Below are 7,164 nucleotides of genomic sequence, written 5' to 3' on the forward strand. Positions count from 1 at the left end.
GCTGAAATGGCGGCTATCCTAACACGGCGAGTGTCATTGTGGGAGCTGGAGGGTTGAAGTGGATAGATTCCTAGGATAGGTCTGACCCCGGAAGCGCTGATTTAACGGCTTTGCGGGCTGTCGTATCCTTGCGAAAGATAAATGTCCAAAGTCGCGATCTTCAGCTTAAAGCAGAGTAGGAATAGGCTTTAGATGACGATCTTGGTTTCGGGTGGAGCTGGGTTTATCGGCGGGAATTTTGTCCTTGACTGGCTGGAGCAACACGACGAGACGGTCGTCAATCTGGACAAGCTGACCTATGCCGGCAATCTCGATACGCTGAAGGGTTTGAAGGGCGATGACCGCCATGTGTTCGTGCACGGCGATATCGGCGATCGCAAGTTGGTGAGCGATTTGCTGGCGATGCACAAGCCGCGTGCGGTCGTCAATTTCGCCGCTGAAAGTCATGTCGACCGCTCCATCCACGGTCCCGGGGATTTCATCCAGACGAATATCGTGGGTACCTTCAATCTGCTGGAAGCTGTGCGCGGCTATTGGGATGGTTTGCAGGACGGAGAGAAGCAAGGCTTCCGCTTCCTGCATGTCTCGACGGATGAGGTCTATGGGACACTGTCGAAGGATGATGCGCCGTTCAACGAACTCAATCGCTATGAGCCGAACAGCCCCTATTCGGCCAGCAAGGCGGCCTCCGATCATCTTGTGCGGGCCTGGCACCATACCTATGGTCTGCCTGTCTTAACGACGAACTGCAGCAACAATTACGGACCTTACCATTTTCCAGAAAAGCTCATCCCGCTGGTGATCCTGAACGCGCTTTCGGGAAAGAGCCTCCCGATCTATGGCGATGGCCAGCAGATCCGCGACTGGCTTTACGTCCGGGATCATTGCAGCGCCATTCGCCGCGTCTTGGAAGCCGGCAAGCTCGGTGAGACCTATAATGTCGGCGGCTGGAACGAGAAATCCAATCTCGATGTCGTGCATACGATCTGCGCCATCCTCGATGAGTTGAGGCCGAAGGCTGATGGCGGACGCTACGGCGATCAGATTACCTTCGTTAAGGATCGGCCCGGTCACGACCGCCGTTATGCGATCGATGCGCGCAAGCTCGAGCGCGAACTCGGATGGAAGCCCGCGGAAACCTTCGAGACCGGCATTCGCAAGACGATCGCATGGTATCTCGAAAGCCAGGACTGGGTCCGTAAAGTCACCAGTGGCGCCTATCGTGAATGGGTCGGCAAGCAGTACGAGGTTGAGTTGTGAGTGCCATTCTGGTCACCGGCGCTAACGGCCAGGTCGGTTTCGAGCTGCAACATTCGCTCGGCGTCTTAGGGAATGTTATTGCCCTGACGCGTGCGGACATGGATCTAGCCAGCGAAATAGGCATCCTTGCCGCTCTTGATGAGCACAAGCCAGGTATCATCGTCAATCCGGCTGCCTATACGGCGGTGGATCGGGCTGAGAGCGACAAAGAGCTGGCCTTGGCGGTCAATGCCACCGCTCCGAGGATACTGGCGCGCTGGGCGGCGGACAATAGTGCCTTGCTCATCCATTACTCCACAGACTATGTCTTCGACGGCACGAAATCCGACCCCTATCAGGAAGAGGATGCGGTCAATCCGCAGTCCGTCTATGGCGAAAGCAAATGGCGTGGCGAAGAGGCGGTGCGCGCCTCCGGCGCGCATCACGCCATTTTGCGCACCAGCTGGGTCCATGGTCATCACGGCAGCAATTTCCTGAAGACTATTCTTCGGCTGGCCGGTGAAAGAAGCGCGCTGAACATCGTTGCCGACCAGGTTGGTGCGCCGACGTCAGCGGCATTGATTGCGGATGTCACACGCACGGTGATCGAGCGCATCATGGCCTCGCGAGCTCCAGGCGACTTCTCGGGGACTTATCATCTCACGGCACAAGGCAGCACCTCCTGGCATGGTTATGCCGCGCATATCGTTCGCGAGGCGTTGGCAGCAAACGTTAGGCTTGCGCTGTCTCTCGATGCGCTAAAGCCGATATCGACAGCTGAATACCCGACCCCTGCCAAGCGCCCGGCCAATTCGCGGCTGGATTGTCGAAAGCTGATGGATCGCTTCGATATTGCGCTTCCTCTCTGGCAGGAGGGCGTCGATGACGTCCTGGCGAGATTGCGGGCTGCGGGCAATTGAAAATCGTAATTTTGCCGATAATTTCCGGCCATGTCCTCCCGCCGGTGAGACAGAGGCAGATGCACTAAGGACGAGACGCAGGATCATGACGAAGGCACGCAAAGGAATCATACTCGCCGGCGGATCGGGAACACGGCTCTATCCGCTGACACTTGCGGTTAGTAAGCAGCTCCTGCCAATCTACGACAAGCCGATGATCTACTATCCGCTGACGACTTTGATGTTGGCGGGTATCCGCGAGATCCTGATCATCTCGACGCCGCAGGACACGCCTCGCTTCGAGCAATTGCTCGGCGATGGCAGCCAATGGGGCATAAAGCTTGACTATGCCGTTCAGCCGAGCCCCGACGGTCTTGCCCAGGCCTTCCTGATCGGCGAAGCGTTTCTGGATGGCGCGCCGTCTGCCCTGGTTTTGGGAGACAACATTTTTTACGGGCATGATTTTACCCGATTGCTGCACGAGGCGAGCGCCAAGGAAACGGGGGCGACTGTCTTTGCCTATCACGTGCAGGATCCGCATCGCTATGGCGTGGTCGAGTTCGATCAAAGCGGCCGGGCGATCAGCCTGGAGGAAAAGCCGAGGATGCCGAAGAGCAATTATGCGGTCACCGGCCTCTACTTCTATGACGAAACCGTCGTCGACGTGGCTAAATCGATCCGTCCGTCGCCGCGTGGCGAGCTGGAGATCACCGATGTCAATGTTCACTATCTGCAGGCCGGCAGGCTGGACGTCCAGACCATGGGCCGCGGCTATGCCTGGCTCGACACCGGAACGCATGAATCTATGCTGGAGGCGAGCCATTACATTGCGACGATCGAAAACCGGCAGGGCCTGAAGGTGGCCTGCCCCGAAGAGATCGCCTATCGCGGCGGCTGGATCGGTGCGGCTGATGTCGAGGCGCTTGCCGATCCCCTGAAGAAGAATGCCTATGGGCAATATCTCCTCGGGATCTTGCGTGAGCGGGTGTTTTAACTACGACTCGCTTTACGCCGCATCTCCCGCGCAAACAATCCGAGCAGGATGACGAATGAAAGCCATCGATACCACTATCCCCGACGTCAAGATTATCGAACCGACGGTGTTTGCAGACGATCGCGGCTTCTTCTTCGAAAGCTTCAGCAAGACTAAGTTCGAAGCAGCGATCGGCCGTAGCGCCGACTTCGTGCAGGACAATCACAGCCGGTCGGGCAGGGGTGTCCTGCGCGGTCTCCACTACCAGCTGCCGCCACATGCCCAAGCCAAACTAGTGCGGGTCGTCGTTGGCGAAGTCTATGACGTTGCCATCGACATTCGGAAATCCTCACCGACATTCGGCCAATGGGTCGGCGTTCTTCTGTCTGAGGAAAACAAGCGCCAGCTCTGGATCCCGGAAGGCTTCGCCCACGGCTTCCTGACATTGAGCGATCATGTTGAGTTCCTCTACAAGACCACCAATTATTATGCGCCCGAAAGCGATCGCGGCATCCGCTGGGATGATCCACAGATCGGCATTGATTGGAAGTCTGCCGACATCTTGACGCTCTCTCCAAAGGATCAGCGTCAGCCCCTACTCGCAGATGCCCAAATCTTTGAGTGAGGTTCAGCGGCTGGTGTTGTAAGAAGTTCGCTCCGGGTAAGCTTCCCGGCGTTACCTTGGACGGTGCAGGCAACTGAGTAATCATCCCACGATAGGCGGATTGCGCATATAGATTTCGGTCTTCGACTACGATCAAAGCGAGATATCTCGCTTTGTAGGAAACGAGAATATCCTCGATGAGGAGGTTTTAGACGATGTGCCATAAACAACGGCTGACTGTTCCTGTGGTTTTCAGCGGTCATTGGTGCACGCTGCCGGACGGTTCATGACAACAATTCATCGTCCGGGACTGCTCATGACCGTTGATGATGGCGATGAGCGTCGCGGTGAGATAGGCAAGCGAATCGACGGAATTGAGCTTGCAGGTTTATGCCGACCGTCGAACTGTGGCGAGCATCTCTTCTGACATAGCAGTTGAAGGCAAGCGCGTTTTAGAGCGTTTCCCATTCATGCTGGATCATATCCACATGAGTTGAAGTAATTCTGAGCCTCTTGCGGTTCGACCAGATCAATCAGCTTGCCGATGCGATCCCAGGTGAGCGTCCAGCGAACGCATTTTTTGGGTGTCGAGAGATGGAAGCTATAGTCCGCGTTTCATCTCATCGGCCATGATGCGGTCGATTATTTCAGGATCGCACTGTGTGTCGATGAGGAACTGGCGGATACCGCCGTCCCACATCCTGATGTCGGCGAGTAGGCTTTGAAGTTCTTCGATGCCATTCTCGGTCAGACCCTTCGTGCCATCTTCAGTGCCATCGCTAACGTAAACCAGTTCGCCTTCGGAGATGTTGTCCGAGTTGGCCGTCACTTCCTCGATCAGTTCAAGGTTTTCGCCGATCATGCTGGCGACTTGCCTTAGCGTGTAGATGAACCTTGAGCGTGCCATCAGGCGGCCTCGCACCGAGCGTTTGCCGGCACCCAGTTCCAGGGCAGCAGGTCTTCAATTCGGTCTTTGGGGTGATCCTGGATCCGGGTCAGGACATCTGTCAGATAGACCTCCGGATTATGACCTTGCAGTTTGACCGTCTCGATGATGGTCAGAATGTTGGCGATGCGCTCACCGCCCTTGTCCGAGCCGGCAAACAGCCAGTTCTTCCTTCCGATTCCAAGCGGACGCATGGCTCGTTCAGCGATGTTATTGTCGATTTCGACACGACCATCGTCGATGTAGACGCTCAAGGCTGTCCATCGCGAGAGGGCATATCGCATCGCTTCCGCCAGCTTCTGCTTCTGTGGCAGCGTAGAAAGCGTGGCTTCGATCCAGGCCTTGAGTTCGTCCAGAATGGGCCGGGCATGGTGTTGACGCAGGGTGCGCCGCTCGTCAGCCGACATGCCGCGGATACGGTTCTCGATATCGTAGAGAACGCCGATGCGCGACAGTGCTTCCTCAGCGATCGGAGAAGGCTTCAGCTTGATCACATCATGGAACTTGCGGCGCACATGCGCCATGCAGGCGGCTTCAATGATCTGGTTGCCGTAGAGTTTCTTGTAACCCCCATAGCCGTCGGCATGCATGACGCCGCTGAAGCTTGCCAGATGATCAGCCGGATGCGCGCCCTTGCGGTCAGGGCTGTAGTAATAGGCGATGGCTGCGGGAGTGGCGCATTGATAGCCACTGCCGTCAAAGACGTAGACCCAGACCCTGCCGGTTTTTGTCCTGCCCCGCCCGGGGTCGAGAACATCGACCGGGGTATCGTCCGTATGTATTCGGTCGAGTGCTGCGATATGGGCTCTGATTAACAGCACAAGTGGTGTCAGCAATGCAGATACCCGGCCGACCCAGTCGGCCATTACGGATCGGGAGATGTCTATCCCCAACCGGTCGTACATCTCTGACAGGCGGTAGAGGGGAATGTGATCGTCGAATTTGGCGATCATGATATGGGCGAGCAGTCCCGGCCCGGGTTTGCCGCGCTCGATCGGCAAGGTCGGCATTTCGCCTGCCACCGTCGTATCGCATTCCCTGCAGATCATGCGCTTCTCGACATGCCGAACAATCTTGACCGACGCCGGCACGTGCTCCAACACCTGAACCACTCTGTCGGGCGCCTTCAGGAATGAAGTGCCACCGCAGGTCGGGCAATTGCAGGGAGCCGCATAGACGAGTTCTTCGGCTGGTAAACCATCGGGCAGAGGCTTGCGCTTCGGCTTATCCGGTGCGTCGTTCAACTCCGGCAAGGGGATTTTCCCGGAGCGCATTTCAGCCTCGGCACGGGAGGCCTCGATCTCCTCCAGCATCAGCTCGAATTGCTCGATCTTCCGGTCGATCTTTTCCGAGGAAGCCCCATGCTGCCGATGTCGGAGAAGCTCCAGTTGCGCGCGAAGAAGCCCGATTATGGAGTCTCGCTTGATGACCTCGGCTTCCTGTCTCTCAAGTTTCGCCGCCTGTTCCGCGACGAGTGCGCGCAAAGCAGTGATCTCATCCTGACTGTCCAGCGGCGCTGTTTCCATACCGGCAGATCTAGCCGATTTGCCTCTGGCACGCCAGTTTTATGCCTCGGATGCCCCTGCAAAATATAGCTTTTATCTCGTTCGGCCGGGAGCGGACGTCCACGCCGGGCGTCGCCAATCGATCCCCTCAACGAGCATGCAAAGCTGCGCCTGCGTCAGGTGCGCTACACCCTCTTTCGCCGTCGGCCAGGGAAAGTATCCGCGCTCCAAAATCTTGTAGAATAGGCAGAACCCCTGGCCGTCCCACCAGAGAAGCTTGATCCGGTCAGCGCGCTTTCCGCGGAAGCCGAAGATCGCGCCCGAGCCCGGCGCCTCCTTCACGACCGTTTCGACCAGCGCCGATAGGCCATCGATGCCACGCCGCATATCCGTCACTCCGCAGGCCAGGTAGACCCGCACATTCCCCGATGGCCCGATCATGCCGCCTCCACGCAAGCGACCAGCGGGCCAAGCAGCTTCAACTCAACGTCAACCGGAACCTTCAAGCCCCGACCGTTTCGAAGCAAGATCTCGACGATCGCCGGCCTCGTTGCTGCGGTAGACGGCTGGCTTACGCCAACCTCCTCGGTGACTTCCACCGGGAGGAACACCGGCGGCCGATCGCCATAGCTGAATGATTGCCGCCACAAGCGGATCTGGCCCGGATGAATGTCGTGCCGGCGCGCCACATCACCAATGCGAGCACCGGGCTCATCAGCTTCCGCAAGTATCCTCAGCTTCGCCTCGTCCGACCAACGCCGTCTGCGCTCGGTACCGGACATGATCTCTATGCGAGCCATGAAACCTCTTTGTTCTGGTATTAATGTCAGCACTAATGCTGGTTCTAATGCCAGAACATCGCCTGATTTGCCCCATCAGCAAAAACAGCTCACCGGACGCTCACGATCCCAGAGTCCTGTTACGGTTCTCTCTGCGGCTTTCCGCAGGAGTGCCTTTAGCTTGGAGAAGGCCTTTTCTATGGGATTGAAGTCCGGGCT

General features: G+C 57.3%; 8 protein-coding genes and 1 pseudogene. 4 read left to right on the forward strand and 5 right to left on the reverse strand.

All coding sequences use genetic code 11. From position 1 onward, the window contains the following. Positions 1 to 192: 192 nt before the first annotated feature. The 4 genes from rfbB (at position 193) to rfbC (ending at position 3,736) form a co-directional block, all read left to right on the forward strand. A complete protein-coding gene (gene rfbB, locus FHT84_RS29955) occupies positions 193 to 1,260 on the forward strand; it encodes a dTDP-glucose 4,6-dehydratase (RefSeq protein ID WP_183765627.1) in 1,068 nt (355 codons plus the stop codon). Continuing rightward, positions 1,257 to 2,159: a dTDP-4-dehydrorhamnose reductase gene (gene rfbD, locus FHT84_RS29960; protein WP_183765625.1), complete on the forward strand. Its 903-nt coding sequence runs from the start codon at positions 1,257 to 1,259 to the stop codon at positions 2,157 to 2,159. The genes rfbB and rfbD overlap by 4 nt, the downstream gene beginning before the upstream one ends. 85 nt (positions 2,160 to 2,244) lie before the next feature. After that, on the forward strand, positions 2,245 to 3,132 hold the full coding sequence (rfbA, locus tag FHT84_RS29965; protein WP_183765622.1) for a glucose-1-phosphate thymidylyltransferase RfbA: 888 nt from the start codon (positions 2,245 to 2,247) through the stop codon (positions 3,130 to 3,132). Positions 3,133 to 3,187: 55 nt separating this feature from the next. Further along, a complete protein-coding gene (gene rfbC / locus FHT84_RS29970; protein ID WP_183765619.1) occupies positions 3,188 to 3,736 on the forward strand; it encodes a dTDP-4-dehydrorhamnose 3,5-epimerase in 549 nt (182 codons plus the stop codon). Between the two features lie 238 nt (positions 3,737 to 3,974). Here rfbC and FHT84_RS29975 read toward each other — a convergent pair. From FHT84_RS29975 to FHT84_RS29995, 5 genes and pseudogenes are all read right to left on the reverse strand, one after another. Then, positions 3,975 to 4,103 (reverse strand): annotated as a pseudogene (locus FHT84_RS29975) (transposase domain-containing protein); the annotation flags it as partial. A gap of 213 nt (positions 4,104 to 4,316) precedes the next feature. After that, on the reverse strand, positions 4,317 to 4,622 hold the full coding sequence (locus tag FHT84_RS31790) for a hypothetical protein (RefSeq protein WP_113251297.1): 306 nt from the start codon (positions 4,620 to 4,622) through the stop codon (positions 4,317 to 4,319). Then, positions 4,622 to 6,187, reverse strand: coding sequence for an IS66 family transposase (locus FHT84_RS29985; RefSeq protein WP_183765616.1), 1,566 nt, complete (start codon positions 6,185 to 6,187; stop codon positions 4,622 to 4,624). Before FHT84_RS29985 ends, FHT84_RS31790 begins: the two co-directional genes overlap by 1 nt. Before the next feature lie 72 nt (positions 6,188 to 6,259). Then, complete coding sequence (gene tnpB / locus FHT84_RS29990; protein WP_113251295.1) at positions 6,260 to 6,607, reverse strand: IS66 family insertion sequence element accessory protein TnpB; 348 nt, start codon at positions 6,605 to 6,607, stop codon at positions 6,260 to 6,262. Continuing rightward, positions 6,604 to 6,966, reverse strand: a complete 363-nt coding sequence (locus FHT84_RS29995; RefSeq protein WP_113251294.1) for a transposase — start codon at positions 6,964 to 6,966, stop codon at positions 6,604 to 6,606. Before FHT84_RS29995 ends, tnpB begins: the two co-directional genes overlap by 4 nt. Positions 6,967 to 7,164: the final 198 nt, after the last annotated feature.

The sequence above is a fragment of the Rhizobium sp. BK289 genome (assembly GCF_014193575.1).
In the GTDB taxonomy this organism is placed as follows: Bacteria; Pseudomonadota; Alphaproteobacteria; order Rhizobiales; family Rhizobiaceae; genus Rhizobium; species Rhizobium tropici_C.

Coding starts and splice junctions, on each gene's coding strand:
- rfbB (WP_183765627.1), top strand. CDS start 193: ATGACGATCTTGGTTTCGGGTGGAGCTGGGTTTATCGGCGGGAATTTT.
- rfbA (WP_183765622.1), top strand. CDS start 2,245: ATGACGAAGGCACGCAAAGGAATCATACTCGCCGGCGGATCGGGAACA.
- rfbC (WP_183765619.1), top strand. CDS start 3,188: ATGAAAGCCATCGATACCACTATCCCCGACGTCAAGATTATCGAACCG.
- FHT84_RS31790 (WP_113251297.1), bottom strand. CDS start 4,622: ATGGCACGCTCAAGGTTCATCTACACGCTAAGGCAAGTCGCCAGCATG.
- FHT84_RS29985 (WP_183765616.1), bottom strand. CDS start 6,187: ATGGAAACAGCGCCGCTGGACAGTCAGGATGAGATCACTGCTTTGCGC.
- tnpB (WP_113251295.1), bottom strand. CDS start 6,607: ATGATCGGGCCATCGGGGAATGTGCGGGTCTACCTGGCCTGCGGAGTG.
- FHT84_RS29995 (WP_113251294.1), bottom strand. CDS start 6,966: ATGGCTCGCATAGAGATCATGTCCGGTACCGAGCGCAGACGGCGTTGG.